Origin of the sequence: Acidovorax facilis, assembly GCF_023913775.1 — a bacterium.
In the GTDB taxonomy this organism is placed as follows: Bacteria; Pseudomonadota; Gammaproteobacteria; order Burkholderiales; family Burkholderiaceae_C; genus Acidovorax; species Acidovorax facilis.
In genome coordinates, this window is sequence record NZ_JAMXAX010000132.1 from 1 (window position 1) to 15578 (window position 15578).

Genomic DNA, 15578 nt, shown 5'->3' on the forward strand with positions numbered 1-15578 from the left:
GCGTTGCTCAAGAGGCTGGACAAAGCCATCGGTAAGTTCTACGACGGCGGGGACGCGGTTGACGAGATCAACGGCTGCTGAAGGGAGCCGACATCGCCGTCAAGGTGGCATGGCTGGCCGCTTACGGTGTTTGAGCACGGCGGGGCGGTGGGCGATGCTGATGAGGGTGGTTCCGCTGGCGCGCAGGCGTTCGTAGAGGGCGGTTTCGTTGGCGCTGTCCAGCGCGCTGGTGGCTTCATCCAGGATGACGATGCTGGGCTGGCGCGCCAGCACGCGGGCAAAGGCCAGGCGCTGTTGCTCGCCAACGGACAGCAGTTTCTCCCAGTCGTAGGACGCGTTGAGCCCACCCACACGCTCGGACAGTGATTCGAGGTGCACCTCCTGCAGCAGCTCCAGCAGGCGTTCGTCGCTCAGCGCCGTCTGCTTGCTCGGGTAGATGATCTGGCTGCGCAGCGTGTCAATCTGCATGTAGGGGCGCTGGGGCAGGAAGAACATGTCTTCCAGGGGCGGGTGCTGCACGGTGCCACTGCCCGTGTGCCACAGGCCGGCAATGGCACGCAAGAGCGAGCTTTTGCCGCAGCCACTCGGGCCGGTGATGAGCAGCGCGTCGCCGGGCTGTAGCTGCAGCGAGAGGTCGGCCACGAGCAGGCGACCGAAGTGGGGGGTGTAAAGCGAGAGCCCTTCGATGGCCAGCGTGTCGCCGATGCGGGTGGTGATTTGCGGTGGGGGCTCGGAGGGGTCGTGGGCGTTGATCGCGGGCGTCGCATCGTCCGCAGGTTGGCCTGCTGGGGCGGGCTCGGCCCAGGGAGTGGGCGCGGCAGGGGTTTTGAGCACGACCTGCGACAGGGTATGGAGCCGGTCGATGCCCGCCACAAACCGGCTCAGGCTCTCGAAGTTGTCCACGATGAGCGAGATGGCGCCCAGCACGGCGGCAAATGCGCCTGCCGCCTGGATGGCCCGGCCCACCTCCAGCTCGCCCGACAGCACCGCATTGGCCAGGAGGATGCTGGGCAGGATCAAGGTAAGCTGGCTGAAAGAGCGCTGGTACAGGTTGAGCGAGAGCTGCTTTTTGATGAGCCGGGCGAAGTTGGTAAACGCTGCCTCGAACCGGTGGTCGATCTGCACGCGCTCCTGGGGTTCGCCCCGGTAGAAGGCGATGGATTCGGCGTTTTCGCGCAGCCGCATCAGCCCGAACCGGAAGTCTGCCTCGCGGCGGATCTGCCAGAAGTTCAGCCGGATCAGCGGCGCGCCAAAAAAGTACAGCGCCCCGAAGGTGCCCAGCAGGGCATACACCGCCAAAAAAGCCACCAGCGTCTTGGAGATGGACCACAACACCGCGCTGAACGCCACCAGCTGCATCAGCGAACCAATGAATATCAGCAGGAAGTGCGTGGACCGGCTTGTGAAGGTGTTGATGTCTTCGCTGATGCGCTGGTCGGGGTTGTCGATGTCGCCGCCCGCGCCGATCTCGTAGTACTTGCGTTCGCTCAGATAGCCATCCAGGAATCGGTGGGTGAGCCAGCGCCGCCAGTGGTTGGAAAACGCATCGCGCATGTAGTAGTAAAAGGCGTACACCGGCACCGCGAATGCCAGTACAACAAGGCTGGTGCGCACCGCGATCCAGAAGCGGTCGGCCTGCTTGGCCGCCAGGGCCGATGTCATCTCCCCCGTTTTGTCGATCAGCATGACGGCCAGCTGGGTCTCGCACACCATCAGGGCGATCAGCAGTGCCATCAGGCCCCAGGCGGTGCGCTTCTTGTCGCCTGCCCAGTAGGGCCGGGCCACGCCCATGAACTGCTTCCAGGCAGCCCGCGACAGGGTGGGCGGTCGGCTGCGGCGGGTCTTGTCGGAGGTGGTGGGCAAGGGCGTGGGCTCAGGGGCGGCTGGGCTGGCAGCGGCGGGCAGTGGCATGGAAAGAAGGGAGGGCTGGAGGAAGCTCCACCTGAACGATAGGCGATCAGCGCGCTTGGCGCTGTCAGCGTACAACCACAGCTTGATAGGAACGGCCGCGTTTCATCTGCTGAGCAACTCGTACGCCGCCCGCACCCGCTGCAAATCCCGCCCCAGCCTGCGGCTTGCCGGCAAAAGCCCCATCCACGCCATCCGCCGGACACTGGTCGCCAGCACCGCCCGCATCTCCGCGCTCTCCTGCGCCACCCACGCCACCCAGCGCTCGCGCCCCTCGGTCAGCGTGCCGCTGGTGTGCAGGTAGATCGCGGTGGAGTGCGCGTAACACAGCGCATCGCGCACATGGCACACCGCCAGGGGCAGCACGGCGGCGGGGTCGTCCTCAAAGTCGATGCAGGCCACTTCGCCATCGGGGCAGCGCACCATGTTGCGAGCAAAGGCCTGGCTCAGGCACGTGCCTTGGCGGTGCACCTGGGCCAGCGTGTCCAGCCCTTGCTGCCACAGCGCCAGCACGGTGGCCGTGTCACCCGCCTGCACGGCATGGTCGATCTCGTTGCCCAGCGAATGAATCTCTTCCCCCGTGTGGCCCAGGTGGAGCATGGCAAAACCATGTGGCAAGGCGGCCAGCACCACGGGCACGCGGATGCCGCGCGCGGCCAGGTCACGCAGGCGCTGCACTTCGGTGGCAATGGCCGCAGGGCCGCCGGGGTTGGGCACGGGGCGCAAGGCGTCCAGCCGCAGCAGGGCGGCCAGCGCGGCCATGGCACGGTAGCGGCCCGTGCCGTGGGGTGCACCCGCACGCTTGATCCAGATCTGCTCATCGCCCAGCACGTGGGCCATCACGTTGTGCGGCTGGGTGGCCAGCTGCTGCTGCAAAAAGGCGGCGTAGTCCGGGGCGGCGGTGTGGGTGGGGGCGGATGCGTCCATCGTCAAGTTCATACAGCGGCGTCCCCCGCCACGGCCGCTGCGGTGCCCGCGGCTGCTGCGTGCACCAGCTCGACATGGTGGGGAATGGAGGGTTCCAGTGCAGGTTCGCTGGCCTGAAAGCTGTGCGCGCTGGCCAAGGGCCAGTACAGGCGGAACACGTTGTGCTGCGCGTCGAGCGGGCCCAGCAGCGCGCCCGGTTGCATGCGCGTGATCAGGTTGGACAGCAGGCGCACCTCGGTGTCGCTGATGCGGCGCACGATGTGGTGGGCCGTGATGTCCTTGGGGTGGCGCAGCCCGGCGGCCTGCACCAGCTCCTGCAGCGCGTGCAGCGTGCTGCGGTGAAACTGCGCCACGCGCGTGGCCTTGTCGGGCACCACCAGGGCCTGCTGGCGCAGCGGGTCCTGGGTGGTCACGCCCGTGGGGCAGTGGCCGGTGTGGCAGTTTTGCGCCTGGATACAGCCCAGCGCCATCATGAAGCCACGCCCCGCGTTGCACCAGTCGGCACCCAGCGCCATCATGCGCGCGATGTCGAAGGCGCTGATGACCTTGCCCGCGCAGCCAATGCGCACGCGGTCGCGCAGGTTCACGCCCACCAGGGTGTTGTGCACCAGCAGCAGGCCCTCTTGCAGCGGGGCGCCCACGTGGTCGGTGAATTCCACCGGTGCCGCGCCCGTACCGCCCTCGGCGCCGTCGACCACGATGAAATCCGGCGTGATGCCCGTGACCAGCATGGCCTTGACGATGGCAAACCACTCCCACGGGTGGCCCAGGCAGAACTTGAAGCCCGTGGGCTTGCCGCCCGACAGCGTGCGCAGCCTGGCGATGAACTGCATCATCTCCACCGGGTTGCTGAACGCACTGTGGCTGGCGGGCGAGATGCAGGCCTCGCCCTCCTTCACCCCGCGTGCGGCGGCGATCTCGGCCGTCACCTTGGCGCCCGGCAGCACGCCGCCATGGCCGGGCTTGGCGCCTTGGCTGAGCTTGAGCTCGATCATCTTCACCTGCGGGTCGGTGGCGCTGGCTGCAAAACGCTCTTCGCTGAACGTGCCGTCGGGGTTGCGGCAGCCAAAGTAGCCCGAGCCGATTTCCCAGATCAAGTCACCGCCATGCACCCGGTGGTGCTGGCTGATACTGCCCTCGCCCGTGTCGTGCGCGAAGCCGCCTTTTTTTGCACCCTGGTTCAAAGCAAGGATCGCATTGGCCGACAGCGCACCAAAGCTCATGGCCGAGATGTTGAACACGCTCGCGTGGTAAGGCTGGGTGCAGGGCGCCACGGACTGCGACGGCGCATCGGTGCTGCCGCCGATCCACACGCGAAAGTCATGCGACGGCAGCTGTGTGGGTGCGAGCGAGTGGTTCACCCATTCATAACCCTGCGCGCCCACGTCCAGGTGCGTGCCGAAGGGGCGGTTGTCCGGGTCGCCCTTGGCGCGCTGGTACACCAGCGAGCGCTGGGCGCGCGAAAACGGCGCGGCCTCGCTGTCGCTCTCGATGAAATACTGGCGCACCTCGGGCCGCACATATTCGAGCATGAAGCGGATGTGCCCGATGACCGGGTAGTTGCGCAAAATGGCGTGGCGCGACTGCTGCAGGTCGTACACGCCCACTGCTACCAGGGCAGCAAACACCAGCACCACGGGCAACCCCACGTGAAAAGCCACCAGCGCAAACAGCGACAGCAGCAGCCCGAAAACGCACAGCGCAAAGGCCGTGTAGCGCATCGGGTACAGGGAGTTCAGTTGGTGGAGCATGGGGGTCCTGGTTCTGGTGGCGGTGCGAGAGGGGGCTACACTGACCGCCTTTTTATCGGGTTGCCATGTTGCGCAAGGCGCTTTTGAGGCCCGGCACCACCCCGGGCCGCCGTACCTCCGCCGCTACACCAGCGCCACGGCACAAGGCCTGCGCATCATAAAAGTAAAACAATGTTTTACCGCCCCCGCTTTCTCGCTTGACGACCGGAGCCCCCCATGACCGAACCCACATCGCCCACTCCCTCCACCGACGATCTTGATGACCCCGCGGGCGCCCCGGCCGCCGCACTGGGCCCTGAAGAGCTGGAAGAGATCGACAACATCCTCGACGACCTACGCTCCCGCGGCGAGGAAATCCCGCAGTGGGAGTTCTGCGATGGCTTCATGACCGCGCTGATCTGCAGCCGCCGCCCCATCGCCCCGGCCGAGTACCTGCCCATGCTGCTGGGCGACGGCGCCGAGCTGGATGTTGCCGAAGGCGACCCGCTGCCGCAGTTGCCAGCCTTTGCTGACGCCGCCCAGCAGGCGCGCTTTTTAGAGCTGTGGAACCGCCGCTGGGCCGAAATCGTGACCCAGCTCGACACCGACGTGAAGACGCTGGACGACGACCGCACCTTCCAGCCCGAAGCCATGGACATGCGCGGCGCCGTGGCCAGCCTGACCGACGAGCAGCGCGCCGAAATGGGCGACGACCAGGAGATCCCGTCCTTCGGCCAGGTGTGGGCCCTGGGCTTCATGTTCGCCGTGGAAAACTGGCCCGAAGACTGGGCCGCCCCGCGCGACAAGGAAGCGGCCAAGTGGCTGGATGACGCGCTGGACCGCATCGTTGCCCTGACCGAAGACGACACCGGCAAGCCCGAAGTCTGCATGTACGACGAAGACGGCCCACCCAGCACCAGCCAGGCGCGCGTCGAGGCCTTCGGCGAAGCCATCTGGGCCGTGCACGACCTGCGCCAGCTGTGGAAGAGCATGGGCCCGCGCGTGGAGACGGTGCGCAAGGCGCCCGAGCCGGGGCGCAATGACCCGTGCCACTGCGGCAGCGGCAAGAAGTACAAGAAGTGCCACGGAGCTTGATTTTGTTGGGCAATTTGCTATTGATTAGATAGCTATTGGCGATTGATGGATAAGCGCTAGAGCCTGTTTTGATCTGAAATTCCTCGCAGCGCGCCTTCGGGCGCGCTTTGCTTTTTTGCAGGGCACACCGCATGAACCCTTCCACCCTGACCCGCCTGCGCGCCGAATGGGCGCCCAGCATTCCGCGCGAGCTGCTGGCCGGGGCTGTGGCCACGTTTGCGCTCATCCCCGAAGTCATCGCCTTCTCCTTCGTGGCGGGCGTGGACCCTTCGGTGGGGCTCTTCGCCTCGTTTGTCATCAGCCTGGTCATCGCCTTCACCGGCGGGCGGCCTGCCATGGTGTCGGCGGCGGCAGGCTCGGTGGCGCTGGTGGCTGCGCCGCTGGTGCAGTCGCACGGGCTGGGCTATCTGCTGGCGGCCGGGTTGCTGGCCGGGGCTGTGCAGGTGGCGTTTGGGCTGATGAAGCTGGGCGTGCTGATGCGCTTCGTGTCCAGCTCGGTGCGCACGGGCTTCGTCAATGCACTGGCCATCCTGATCTTTGCCGCGCAACTGCCGCACCTGCACGGCGCCAGCACGGCCACCTGGGGGGCGCTGGCGTTGGGGCTGGCGCTCATCTACGGCCTGCCGTGGCTGGGCCAGCGGCTGGCATGGCCTGCGCTCACCGCCATTCCGTCACCGCTGATCTGCGTGGTGGTGCTCACGGTGCTGGCATCGGCGCTGGGGCTGCACCTGTCCACGGTGGGTGACCTGGGCAAACTGCCCGACGCGTTGCCTGTGTTTGCGCTGCCGCAGGTGCCTGTGTCGCTCGACACCCTGCGCATCATCCTCCTGCCCGCGCTGGCGATCGCCATGGTGGGCCTGCTTGAATCAGTGCTCACCGCCGCAGTGGTCGATGAGCTGACCGACACCCCCAGCGACAAGAACCGCGAATGTGCGGGGCTGGGCGTGGCCAACATCGCGGCCAGCCTGTTCGGCGGCATTGCGGGCTGCGGAATGATCGGCCAGGCCGTGGGCAACGTGAAGTACGGCGGGCGCGGGCGCCTGTCCACGCTGTTTGCCGGGGTGTTTTTGCTGATCCTCATGGTGGCGCTGAAAGACTGGGTATCCAAGGTGCCGGTGATTGCGCTGGTGGCCATCATGGTCATGGTGTCGGCCGAAACGTTCGACTGGAAGTCGCTCGGCGCCCTGGTGCGCCACCCGCGCCTGTCCAGCGCCGCCATGCTGGCCACGGTGGCCGTCACCATCGCCACCCACAACCTGGCGGCTGGCGTGGCCGTGGGCGTGGTGCTCAGCGGGGTGTTCTTTGCGTTCAAGGTCTCGCACATGCTGGAGGTGCGCGTGCACGACGATGCGGATGGCGCCGATCACGCAGATGGCGCTGGTGCCACGGCCTTGGGCCAGCGCACTTGGCGCGTGTCCGGCCAGGTGTTTTTTGCCTCGGCCGATGCGTTCATCGAGGCGTTCGACGTGCTGGGCGCCGAAGGCCGCGCGGTGGTCATCGACGTGACGCACGCCCACTTCTGGGACATCACCGCCGTGGCCGCACTCGACAAGGTGGTGGAACGCTTGAGGCACCATGGCTGCACGGTGCAGGTGCTGGGGCTTAACGAAGCCAGCGCGGTGCTGATTGATCGGATGGGGAGCGATGTCGCTCCGGCCCGTGCGAAAGGAGGGGTGGGCGGTTGAGCGGGGAGGGGGCCGCTGGCGTTTTAGCGAAGGCGACCAGCCCCGCAGCACACCCAGCAGGCCCAGCGCTTGGCTCCCGGCCTTTTTGTCGCCGTGCACGGCATCGCCACATGTCCAGCCGCAATGCTCCGTGCCATTGCGGCAGTGGCAAGAAGTACAAGTGTGTTACGGGGTTGGGGTAGGAAAACTACTGATTTGATATTTGCTGACGCTTATTGGATAAGCGCTAGAGGCCAATTGGACTTGATTTTTCCACTGCTGCCCGTTGCAGATGTGAGGGCGGGGTTCAAGGTGGGTGGCTGCCTGTCGCTGATCGAGCACAGTGATAGGGCGCTTTGGGCCGGTGGCCGCCATCGTAGCCGTGGCTCCGAAGGGTCCGATTGCGTTCCTCGCCGTCGGGCAGAATTCGGCCAGGAGCAGTCAGCTGGGGCAGAAAGAAGCAGACGCTCAACGTTGGCGTTAAGCGGCGCCGCTGTGCGGCGTCTGCTTGAACGACCTGTTAGCCACCAGGCCGACAAAAGCGGGGAAGAGTGCCACGGGGCACAGTAGGTCGAGCCACATGAGTGAAGCGACGTCCACGAGGTTCTCGCCTGGTGCGTAGTAAAAGGAAGCGCCAAGTACGGCGGCCGAGGCGGCCAGACCGGCGGCAAAACCACCCACCACTGAAAGCTCGCGAAGCAACCAGGACGTGAGGATGGTTCCAAGGGCCACAAAGGGCAACCAGGAAAGGACTTGAAGGAGCGGGACAAGCCAAGCGGTCCGCTCCGCATCGCGCCCAAAAGGATGGAACGCCACCCAGAGTCCGAAAGCGTTGAGCGCCAGCCATGCCACGCCAACGCCCAAGGCGGAGGCAATCAAGAGCGTTCGAACTCGCATAGGCGCTCCATTCTGCAAGCTAACGTTTGACATGAGCGGCAGGCAACGGCGCATATGGCATAGCCGAAGCGCACCACTGGCGCCCGCCGTTGACTGTCCGCTCGATGGAATGGTTAGGGCTCATTCTTGCGCGCCGCTCCACCCTTGGGCCAATACAGAAGACAAGCAGCAAGAGCCAAAACAACCGTCAAAAGCCATATCCCAGCGAACTGCCACAGCACGAAACGGTTCGTCCTCGCCCCATCCACGACGACACGCGACACTGACGGACTGTTTGGCAGATAGTGAACTTCCACCTCCGTCCCGGGGGGTAGTCGTTCAGGGAGTGCACCGCTCCCCCGAACTTGGATTTCGTAGGGTCGATCATTTACGCGAAACCCGACGATGGCGGTCGAGCGGTAAGCATACTTTCCGTAGCTGGGGTCGTGCGACACAACTCTGCCTTGAGTCTTGGCCCCGTCTTCAGTTAACGACGCGTCCTCCCTCATCTCTCGTAGTGCGACGGGTGTTTGCAGGAGTGACACAGCAATGCTGGCTACTGCTGACAAACCAACGACCCAGCGACTTACGGTTTTCGACCGTGGACTCGGCTGCCCCATGAAATGAGCCCTAACGTGATGTATCCCGCAAAACCTGCGGGATAAACTGGACCGTGCGGGATATTCTGGACACTGATTCCTCCTGAAAATGGCTTGCAGATTGGGCTTGCGGTCAGTGCGCTGTTCAAAAGCACAGGTATAAAATTTCCGACAAACCCGGCAGGCTTTAACTCAGCAAACTATAGCTTGCCAGTAGGCAGGCACCGGGCACTGAGACAGCGCGGTTTGGACGTCAAGCCAGTGGGTAGTGAGTCAACGGCAGCTTTGCGGCAGTTTCGTCCACCGGCTGCTTAGGGCCCGCTAGCGTCCTTCGCCGTGAGGCAGAATCCGGCCAGGTGCAGTCCGTGGAAGCGAACGGAAGCAGACGCTCAACGTAAAAGTGAGGGGCAGCCCGCTTCAGGGCTGTCCCTCTCGACTGGCAGGTTAGGTTTTACCGTCTGTAGACCGTGTTTTGATCTTGGAAACAATGTCATCGATGCTAGGCGAAGTAGCTGACCTGTAGATGGTTTTTATTAGCCAGATTAACGACAGGATGCCTGTGATCAAGAAGACAGCTTGCCAAGTTTCCGCCTTGAAATATGCATCACGAAAATCTGCTGTTACAAACGCCGCCACTATGGCAATGAGAACGCCAAGTGGCGCGTGCCACGCCTTTTTTTCCTCAACAAGTTCCAGGTGGTCTTTCAATACCAAGCGCAGCCTATCTTCGGTGATTTGGATGATCTCTTGATCTAGATTGCTGTGGACGCTTTTGGTAGGCGCTTGGATTTGAGCGAACGTTCCATTACTGGCCATTTTCGGTCTCCCATAAGAACGAAATGTCCAAACGCTTGAAGCCTGCAACGGAATAGCCTGAAAAGACGAATGCGATTTTTCGATTGTCAGTCTCGCCAAACGGGAACGGTTTCGGAATTGCACTGGGCAAGCCGTTATTCCAATTGTTGAAGGTTAAGACTGCATGATCGTCCTTACCTTCGAGAAAGAATCTTTGTGTCGAGTCCTCTTTGTCGTCGACGAACTTTACGTTGAGCCGAACGTTCCAGGTTCCAGCCTGAAACTCAATCCAAGCGTCCTCTCCATCGGGGACTTGTAGAACCGCCGTAGTAATGAGTTCGCGGCCACCTACGGTAATCTTCATAAGCTAATTCCTGTGTAACTTAACGTGATGTATCCCGCAAAACCTGCGTGATAAACTGGACCGTGCGGGATATTCTGGACACTGATTTCTCCGGAAAGTGGCTTGCAGCATAGGTTTGCAAGGGGCGACCTGTTCAACCGTCCAAGTATAAAAATTCCGTGAAACCCGACATGCTTCAAATCGGCAAACTATAGCTTGGTGGGCAGACAACGAAATTTGCAACAGCCCCGTGCAACAAGTCAATGGCAGCTTCCGGGCCGCGCTTCGGAACGGCTGCTCAGGGCCCAGAGCTGCCCTTGGCTAACCTACATTCTTGCAAGCATTGCGGGTCAATTGACCCGACTCGCTCTGGATTGGTCACAGGTTCGCAGCCATCCAAGATGACTACTTCACACTCAGTTCAAACTAGGCTCATTTTCTGCACACGAAAGGCTTCTACTATGCTTTTCATGCCAAAGCTCAAGCCGCCATCTTGTTTCCAATCTGCACTGGCTATCTTTGGTGCTGTCGTGTTTGCCAACGCTGCCCTGTGGGGGGTACTAAGTTCCAATTTAACAAGGGGAATTTATTCAGCAGACGCTGATTCGATAAGCATCCCCATCGGTTTCGCGTTCGCGGACTCAATGCTGATACTACTTTTGGGAGTCTCGGGATCACTGTTGCCCCAACGACGGATTGGATGGCGCATTGCGGCTTGCCTGTTGCTGTTAGTCGCCGGTTTACTTGGCACCGAGTTGGCCTACCGTTGGTTCTATCCAAATCACTATCTGGCAGGTTCGGCGTTTGTTCTTGTACCTATCGTGTGCGCGCTATCACTTTGGAAGCAATCAAGCGCTACACATCCTTGTTAGTACAACTTGCCCTTCCTCGTGGACGGCGGCTATTGGCCGAGAGCCGCAGTTCCCAATGCGCTGAGCGATCTGCGTCACCGCAACACCACCCCTCACCCCTGCGCCAGAAACTTCTTCAAATTCCCCGCCGCTGTACTCCGCACCTTGCGCTTGAGCGATGGCGACCAGCCCAGCAGCAGCCCTGGCGCCCCCAGCGCCTGCCGTGCCCAGCGCCAGAAGTTGAAGCGGTCGCGGTGGGTGGCGATCAGCCCGTCGGGCGTGAAGGTGAAGGTGCCGTCGATGATGTTGTGCACCTTGCGCCCCGTGGCGCTGAAGAGGTAGTGCGCCTCCCAGTGCGCCTTGCCGCCGGCCGCGTCGGCTTCGATACCGCTGAACGTGAGCTTCCAGTGCTCGGCCGCGCCGGGCTTTTTGGTGGCGGTGCACAGCATGCGCCACATGCCGCCGATCTGGTCGCGGCCCTTCAGGGAAAAGGCCTCGTCGTCGAACGTGGCGTTGGGCGCATAGCAGGCGGCCATGGCGGCGTGGTCAAGCTGCGCAAACGCGGTGTAGAAGCGCTGCAGGGTCTGGGCGTTGGGGTGCATGGGGTCTCCTCCTCAAGGGCGCCCATGCTACACCGGTGCCTGCCTGTGCATGCCGCTTGGGCGACCGGGCCGTGTGGTGCGTTCTCAACGGGTGCGCAGCCCGCCGATGCGCCGGCGCTTGATGTCATCCAGTCCGTCCAGCACCTGGATGCCATGTGCATACCCCTGCTGCACGATCTGCTCGAAGCGGTTCCACTGCAGCATGCCGACGCGGTCCATGGGGGGGTTGAAGTACAGGTCGGTGAGCTGCTGCGACTGGCGCTGGCGCGACATGCTGTACAGGATGGTGACCTGCATGAGGTAGCTGGCCAGCGAGGGCAGCTTGTAGCGGCGCTGGGCGCGCGGGCGCAGCTTGTCGCGCAGCAGGGCCCAGCTGGTGGGGATGTCGTCCAGCTCGATGCGGCGCGGCTTGCGGAAGTTCAGGTCCACGCCGATCACCGTGCCCACGCCGCGCATGCTGCTGCGCATCACGTCCACGGGAAAGTTGTTGAACGTGCCACCGTCGCACAGCAGGTCGCCTTCGTGCACCACGGGCGGCAATGCTCCGGGGATGGAGATGCTGGCCAGCAGCGACTTCACCAGGCTGCCACGGCGCACCACCTGTTCGCTGGCGCGCGAGTAGTTGGTGGCCACGCAGTAATAGTTCTTCCACAGGTCTTCCACCTGGGCTGGGAAACCCACCAGGCTCCCCACGGCCTCGTGCAGGATGTGGCGCAGTCGGCGGCCCTTGATGAGCGACATCAGCGGCAGCAGGCTCCAGTCGCCCGTGGGGTTGGTGCGGAATGCCTCGCGCGCATTGGCCATCACCGTCGCCAGCGGCCGGTCGGATGCCACATACGCGGCCATGACCGATCCGATGCTGGTGCCACCCACGCAGTCGATCTCCACGCCTTCCTCCTGCAGCGCGCGGTAGATGCCCAGGTGCGCAAAGCCGCGCGCGCCGCCGCCCGCCAGCACGAGGCCCACGGCCGTGCGGCTCTGGATGCGGGCCAGGCGCGCCATGTCGCGGTCGAGGGTGGGGCGCACATGCACGTGGTCGGACACGGGGCGGCGGTCCAGCCATTGCTGGGTGCCACGCGGGCACTGCGTGCCTTCCGGGTGCAGCAGCACCAGGATCTCGGCGGCCTCGGCCAGGGGCGCGCGGCGCAGCAGGCAGTTTTCTTCGATGGGGTGGATGGCGGGCGCGGCCTGAGCGTCGGCCAGCAGCAGCAACTCGTCGCAGTGGCGGCTCACGCGCCGCGTCCAGGGCGTGGGCTCGGGGTCGGCCAGCAGCAGCACAAAGTTGTTGCGGGCCTCGATCTCGTCGAGCAGCATGGCGATGCGGCGGTTGGCAGTGGCATCGGCGCCTTCGCGCTGGGCAATGCCGGGCTCGTGCAGCTCTGCATCCACGGTGGCGGAGTCGACCACACGCACGCGGCCGATGGTGCCCAGCTGGCGCGCCAGGCTCTGGCCAAAGCCCTGCAGGTCCACGCCGCTGCTCACGGGCAGCAGGCCCATGGCCACGGGCCGCTCTTGTGCGGCCGTGTTGGCGGCGGTGCCCGTTTGCAGGCGCTGGATGATCTGGCGCGTGAGGGCAATCGACACCTGGGCGCTGCTGGCCAGCAGGGTCTTGAACACGTCCTTGGTCAGCCGCACCAGCACCGAGTCGCGCACGGCGACCACGGTGGCTGCGCGCGGTGCGTCGGTGAACAGGCTGATCTCGCCAATCACCTGGCCCCGGCCCATGTCGGCCACACGGCGCTGCGGGCCGCTGCTACCGTCATCGCTGCGCACATAGGCACGCAGGCGGCCGCTCACGGTGAGGTACATCGACTCGCCGGGCTCGCCCTGCGCCATCAGCGTGCTGCCGCCGGGCACCTCCACCCACTCCAGCTGGGCGCGCAGCAGCTCCAGCGCCTCGGGTTCGATGCCTGGCAGAAAGCTGCGCAGGTGCTCGGTGAGCAGTTGGTTCTGGGTGGCGGTAAAAGGAGGCATGGTCACGCAGTCGGCAAGGCTCGGTGGGGCGCTGCGGAAAGCGGGGGGGCTCGCCAACACGTCGTGTTTGCGATGGGTTCCGCAGCGTGCGAAGCGGCGGATTCTAGGAACGCAAGGGCATCTGTGCGCACTGTGCAAGGCATGGTGGCCGGGCAGCGCGTGAACAAATGCACGGCGGGCCCTTGCGATTGCCCTTCCGTGCCGATGCGGAGCGAGTCGTCAGCGCATGAAGGCGCTCAGCGCGCGGGCCGTGGCCTCGGGCAATTGCTCGGGGATGAAGTGCCCCGCCGGCACGGCCTGGCCCGTCACCACGCCCGCGCATTGCGCCTGCCACAGGGCCAGCGGGTCGAACAGGCGGTGAACTACGCCGTGTTCGCCCCAGATCACCAGCGTGTCGCACGCGATCTTCTCGCCGCGCGCGCGGCTTTCGCGGTCGTGCTCCAGGTCGATGCCTGCGCTGGCGCGGTAGTCCTCGCACGCGGTGTGGATGGCCTCGGGCGTGCAAAAGCAGCGCTCGTAGTCGGCCAGCGCCTGGGGCTCGATGTGGGCCAGGCCCGCGCTGCCCCAGCCGCCCAGCTTGGCGTGCAGGTAGGCGAGCGGGTTGCCGCCAATCATGGCCTCCGGCAGCGGGGCGGGCTGGATGAGGTGGAACCAGTGGTAGTAGGCGCGCGCAAACTCCATGTCGGTACGCGCGTACATGTCGAGCGTAGGGGCGATGTCGATCACGCACAGCTTCTTCACGCGCGCGGCGTGGTCCAGCGCGAGGCGGTGGGCCACACGGCCGCCCCGATCGTGCCCGCACAGAAAGAAGTGATCGTGACCCAGCGCGGTCATCACCTCGGCCATGTCCTGCGCCATGGCGCGTTTGCTGTAGTTGCGGTGGTCCGGCAGGCCGGGCGCGTGCGATGAATCGCCATAGCCGCGCAGGTCGGGCAGCACCAGAAAGTAGTCGCGCGCCAGCTGCTGCGCCACGCGGTGCCACAGCGCATGCGTTTGCGGAAAGCCGTGCAGCAGGAGCAGGGGCGGTGCATCCACAGTGCCGCCGGTGCGGACAAAAATCTCGGCGCCAGCGGTGGTGATGCGCTGGGTGGCGAAGCCTTCAAACCAGGTAGGAGAGGTCATGCGGGATGCGGCGATGGTTGATTGCGTTGGAGCGACAGGCTGAATTGGCGTGTGCGCCCCTTCAGGCGCCCACCCAGGGGTCAGGCCAGCAAAAAGCCCAGCAGCCGCTGCAGTGCGTAGCGCACCGTGGCCGTACGGATGGCGGCGCGGTCGCCGGCAAAGTGCTGCATCTCGCTGTGGGTTTCGCCACCCACACACCAGGCAAACCACACGGTGCCCACGGGCTTGGCCTCGCTGCCGCCTGTAGGGCCGGCCACGCCAGTTACGGCCAAGCTGACGTGCGCCTGGGAATGGGCCAGCGCCCCATCGGCCATGGCGCGGGCCACGGCCTCACTCACGGCGCCTTCCTGCTCAATGAGTGCGGCGGGCACGCCCAGCATCTCGACCTTGGCGGCGTTGGAGTAGGTGACAAAGCCGCGCTCGAACCACTGGCTGGAGCCCGCCAGGTCGGTGCAGGCCGCCGCGATCATGCCGCCCGAGCAGCTTTCGGCCGTGGCCAGCAGGTGGCTGTGTTTGAGCAATTCCAGAGAAATTTGGGTCAAATTGGCCTCTAGCGCTGATGTATCAAGCGCTAGCAGCTCTTTATTTGATAGCGATGCGGTTGTCATAGAAACCTCCACACTGCAATGACCAGCAGGGTACAGAAGGCTGCCACAAAGTCGTCCCACAAGATACCCCAGCCGCCGCGCCAGCCAAAGCCCTTGAACAGGCTGTCGGCCCAGCCCACCGGGCCGGGTTTGGCAGCATCAAAAAAGCGGAACAGCCCAAAAGCCACCAGCTGCCCCCACCAGCCCATGGGCATGGCCAGCCACAGCACCAGCCAGAAGGCCACCACCTCGTCCCACACGATGCTGCCGGGGTCGGCCACGGCCATGTTGCGGGCGGTGGTGGTGCAGGCCCACCAGCCCACCACGGTGCTGGCGGCAATCAGCATGCCCATGTGTTGGGGCGGCAGCCATTGCTGTAGCGCCAGGTAGCTGAGCCAGGCCCACAGCGTGCCCACGGTGCCCGGCGCCACGCGCGACAGCCCGGCGCCAAAACCCAGTGCGATGAAGTGGGCCGGGTGGGAGAACATGAACGCCACGGTGGGGC

Annotated in this window: 15 protein-coding genes; 3 read left to right on the forward strand and 12 right to left on the reverse strand. The window is 64.5% G+C overall.

Translation table 11 applies throughout. From position 1 onward, the window contains the following. Nucleotides 1–99 precede the first annotated feature (99 nt). The 3 genes from NFX52_RS24840 to NFX52_RS24850 form a co-directional block, all read right to left on the reverse strand. Nucleotides 100–1911: an ABC transporter ATP-binding protein/permease gene (locus NFX52_RS24840; RefSeq protein ID WP_082437580.1), complete on the reverse strand. Its 1812-nt coding sequence runs from the start codon at nucleotides 1909–1911 to the stop codon at nucleotides 100–102. Nucleotides 1912–2013: 102 nt separating this feature from the next. Then, nucleotides 2014–2835, reverse strand: coding sequence for a BUD32 family EKC/KEOPS complex subunit (locus tag NFX52_RS24845; protein ID WP_055401075.1), 822 nt, complete (start codon nucleotides 2833–2835; stop codon nucleotides 2014–2016). 8 nt (nucleotides 2836–2843) lie between these two features. Further along, nucleotides 2844–4586, reverse strand: coding sequence for an FMN-binding glutamate synthase family protein (locus NFX52_RS24850; RefSeq protein ID WP_055401073.1), 1743 nt, complete (start codon nucleotides 4584–4586; stop codon nucleotides 2844–2846). 216 nt (nucleotides 4587–4802) lie between these two features. On the opposite strand from NFX52_RS24850, the gene NFX52_RS24855 reads away from it, so the two are divergent. The 3 genes from NFX52_RS24855 (at nucleotide 4803) to NFX52_RS31145 (ending at nucleotide 7527) form a co-directional block, all read left to right on the forward strand. After that, complete coding sequence (locus tag NFX52_RS24855) at nucleotides 4803–5660, forward strand: UPF0149 family protein (protein WP_055401071.1); 858 nt, start codon at nucleotides 4803–4805, stop codon at nucleotides 5658–5660. A gap of 131 nt (nucleotides 5661–5791) precedes the next feature. Beyond that, nucleotides 5792–7345: a SulP family inorganic anion transporter gene (locus NFX52_RS24860; RefSeq protein ID WP_055401068.1), complete on the forward strand. Its 1554-nt coding sequence runs from the start codon at nucleotides 5792–5794 to the stop codon at nucleotides 7343–7345. Between the two features lie 110 nt (nucleotides 7346–7455). Next, nucleotides 7456–7527 carry an SEC-C metal-binding domain-containing protein gene (locus NFX52_RS31145; protein ID WP_353848497.1) on the forward strand — a complete coding sequence of 24 codons (72 nt, stop codon included), beginning with the start codon at nucleotides 7456–7458 and terminating at the stop codon, nucleotides 7525–7527. A 277-nt stretch (nucleotides 7528–7804) separates the two neighbouring features. Here NFX52_RS31145 and NFX52_RS24865 read toward each other — a convergent pair whose 3' ends face one another. From NFX52_RS24865 to NFX52_RS24900, 9 genes are all read right to left on the reverse strand, one after another. Next, nucleotides 7805–8221, reverse strand: a complete 417-nt coding sequence (locus tag NFX52_RS24865) for a hypothetical protein (RefSeq protein ID WP_055401066.1) — start codon at nucleotides 8219–8221, stop codon at nucleotides 7805–7807. Between the two features lie 113 nt (nucleotides 8222–8334). Continuing rightward, nucleotides 8335–8820 carry a DUF3592 domain-containing protein gene (locus tag NFX52_RS31150; protein WP_082437578.1) on the reverse strand — a complete coding sequence of 162 codons (486 nt, stop codon included), beginning with the start codon at nucleotides 8818–8820 and terminating at the stop codon, nucleotides 8335–8337. Nucleotides 8821–9243: 423 nt separating this feature from the next. Further along, complete coding sequence (locus NFX52_RS24870) at nucleotides 9244–9615, reverse strand: hypothetical protein (protein WP_055401064.1); 372 nt, start codon at nucleotides 9613–9615, stop codon at nucleotides 9244–9246. After that, nucleotides 9605–9958: a DUF6864 domain-containing function gene (locus NFX52_RS24875; protein WP_055401062.1), complete on the reverse strand. Its 354-nt coding sequence runs from the start codon at nucleotides 9956–9958 to the stop codon at nucleotides 9605–9607. The genes NFX52_RS24870 and NFX52_RS24875 overlap by 11 nt, the downstream gene beginning before the upstream one ends. A gap of 943 nt (nucleotides 9959–10901) precedes the next feature. Further along, nucleotides 10902–11390 (reverse strand): nuclear transport factor 2 family protein, encoded by a 489-nt coding sequence (locus NFX52_RS24880; protein ID WP_055401060.1) that lies wholly within the window; start codon nucleotides 11388–11390, stop codon nucleotides 10902–10904. An 84-nt stretch (nucleotides 11391–11474) separates the two neighbouring features. Continuing rightward, nucleotides 11475–13364 carry a cyclic nucleotide-binding and patatin-like phospholipase domain-containing protein gene (locus NFX52_RS24885; RefSeq protein ID WP_055401058.1) on the reverse strand — a complete coding sequence of 630 codons (1890 nt, stop codon included), beginning with the start codon at nucleotides 13362–13364 and terminating at the stop codon, nucleotides 11475–11477. A 219-nt stretch (nucleotides 13365–13583) separates the two neighbouring features. Next, nucleotides 13584–14486, reverse strand: coding sequence for an alpha/beta fold hydrolase (locus NFX52_RS24890; protein ID WP_055401056.1), 903 nt, complete (start codon nucleotides 14484–14486; stop codon nucleotides 13584–13586). An 80-nt stretch (nucleotides 14487–14566) separates the two neighbouring features. Beyond that, nucleotides 14567–15094 (reverse strand): CinA family protein, encoded by a 528-nt coding sequence (locus tag NFX52_RS24895; protein ID WP_055401054.1) that lies wholly within the window; start codon nucleotides 15092–15094, stop codon nucleotides 14567–14569. Next, nucleotides 15091–15578, reverse strand: a 488-nt coding sequence (locus NFX52_RS24900) for a phosphatidylglycerophosphatase A family protein (protein ID WP_252635861.1), incomplete at its 5' end; no start/stop codon positions are given. The genes NFX52_RS24900 and NFX52_RS24895, both read right to left, overlap by 4 nt.

Bases quoted from the DNA above. Each gene is read 5' to 3' on its own strand.
- NFX52_RS24885 (WP_055401058.1), bottom strand. From the start codon at position 13,364: ATGCCTCCTTTTACCGCCACCCAGAACCAACTGCTCACCGAGCACCTG.
- NFX52_RS24850 (WP_055401073.1), bottom strand. From the start codon at position 4,586: ATGCTCCACCAACTGAACTCCCTGTACCCGATGCGCTACACGGCCTTT.
- NFX52_RS24880 (WP_055401060.1), bottom strand. From the start codon at position 11,390: ATGCACCCCAACGCCCAGACCCTGCAGCGCTTCTACACCGCGTTTGCG.
- NFX52_RS24870 (WP_055401064.1), bottom strand. From the start codon at position 9,615: ATGGCCAGTAATGGAACGTTCGCTCAAATCCAAGCGCCTACCAAAAGC.
- NFX52_RS31150 (WP_082437578.1), bottom strand. From the start codon at position 8,820: ATGGGGCAGCCGAGTCCACGGTCGAAAACCGTAAGTCGCTGGGTCGTT.
- NFX52_RS24875 (WP_055401062.1), bottom strand. From the start codon at position 9,958: ATGAAGATTACCGTAGGTGGCCGCGAACTCATTACTACGGCGGTTCTA.
- NFX52_RS24890 (WP_055401056.1), bottom strand. From the start codon at position 14,486: ATGACCTCTCCTACCTGGTTTGAAGGCTTCGCCACCCAGCGCATCACC.
- NFX52_RS24845 (WP_055401075.1), bottom strand. From the start codon at position 2,835: ATGGACGCATCCGCCCCCACCCACACCGCCGCCCCGGACTACGCCGCC.
- NFX52_RS24895 (WP_055401054.1), bottom strand. From the start codon at position 15,094: ATGACAACCGCATCGCTATCAAATAAAGAGCTGCTAGCGCTTGATACA.
- NFX52_RS24855 (WP_055401071.1), top strand. From the start codon at position 4,803: ATGACCGAACCCACATCGCCCACTCCCTCCACCGACGATCTTGATGAC.
- NFX52_RS24865 (WP_055401066.1), bottom strand. From the start codon at position 8,221: ATGCGAGTTCGAACGCTCTTGATTGCCTCCGCCTTGGGCGTTGGCGTG.
- NFX52_RS24840 (WP_082437580.1), bottom strand. From the start codon at position 1,911: ATGCCACTGCCCGCCGCTGCCAGCCCAGCCGCCCCTGAGCCCACGCCC.
- NFX52_RS24860 (WP_055401068.1), top strand. From the start codon at position 5,792: ATGAACCCTTCCACCCTGACCCGCCTGCGCGCCGAATGGGCGCCCAGC.